This is a genomic window from Parundibacterium terreum (assembly GCF_014636315.1).
GTDB classification, from domain to species: domain Bacteria; phylum Pseudomonadota; class Gammaproteobacteria; order Burkholderiales; family Burkholderiaceae_D; genus Undibacterium; species Undibacterium terreum.
This window is the reverse complement of the sequence record NZ_BMED01000015.1, coordinates 1-1,152: the sequence shown is the minus strand read 5'-3', so window position 1 is coordinate 1,152 and position 1,152 is coordinate 1. Positions and strand designations below refer to the sequence as shown.

Here is a 1,152-nt window from a genome sequence, read left to right as displayed (position 1 = left end):
TAAAATGGCAAAAGGTAAGTTCGAACGCACCAAGCCGCACGTGAACGTGGGCACAATTGGTCACGTAGATCATGGTAAAACCACATTGACAGCAGCGATCGCGACAGTATTGTCCAAGAAGTTTGGCGGCGAAGCAAAAGCGTACGACCAGATCGATGCAGCGCCAGAAGAAAAAGCGCGCGGTATTACAATTAATACAGCCCACGTCGAATACGAAACAGCCGGCCGCCACTACGCTCACGTAGACTGCCCAGGCCACGCCGATTACGTTAAAAACATGATTACCGGTGCAGCGCAGATGGACGGCGCGATCCTGGTATGCTCCGCAGCTGACGGCCCAATGCCACAGACTCGCGAACACATCCTGCTGGCCCGCCAAGTTGGCGTACCATACATCATCGTGTTCCTGAACAAATGCGACATGGTTGACGACGCAGAACTGCTGGAACTGGTTGAAATGGAAGTGCGCGAGCTGCTCTCCAAATACGAATTCCCAGGCGACGACCTGCCAATTATCCAGGGTTCCGCCAAATTGGCGCTGGAAGGCGACAAAGGTCCGTTGGGCGAAGAAGCCATCATGAAACTGGCTGACGCACTGGACTCCTACATCCCAACACCAGAACGCGCAGTAGACGGCGCCTTCCTGTTGCCAGTAGAAGACGTATTCTCCATCTCCGGTCGCGGTACAGTGGTAACTGGCCGTATCGAACGCGGTATCGTCAAAGTTGGCGAAGAGATCGAAATCGTCGGTATCAAAGACACAGTCAAAACGACTTGCACAGGCGTGGAAATGTTCCGCAAACTGCTGGACCAAGGTCAAGCAGGCGACAACGTCGGCGTATTGCTGCGTGGTACCAAGCGTGAAGACATCCAGCGTGGTCAAGTGTTGGCAAAACCAGGTTCCATCAAGCCACACAGCCACTTCACTGGCGAGATCTATGTGTTGTCCAAAGACGAAGGTGGTCGTCACACACCATTCTTCAACAACTACCGTCCACAGTTCTACTTCCGTACAACGGACGTAACTGGTTCGATCGAGTTGCCGAAAGACAAAGAAATGGTCATGCCAGGCGATAACGTGTCGATCACAGTAAAACTGATCAACCCGATCGCGATGGAAGAAGGTCTGCGTTTCGCGATCCGCGAAGGTGG

Annotated in this window: 1 protein-coding gene; it reads left to right on the top strand. The window is 53.2% G+C overall.

Translation table 11 applies throughout. The features are described 5' to 3' along the window. Positions 1-4: 4 nt before the first annotated feature. Positions 5-1,152: elongation factor Tu (gene tuf, locus IEW12_RS28700; RefSeq protein ID WP_188569593.1), on the top strand; the 1,148-nt coding region annotated here is incomplete at its 3' end.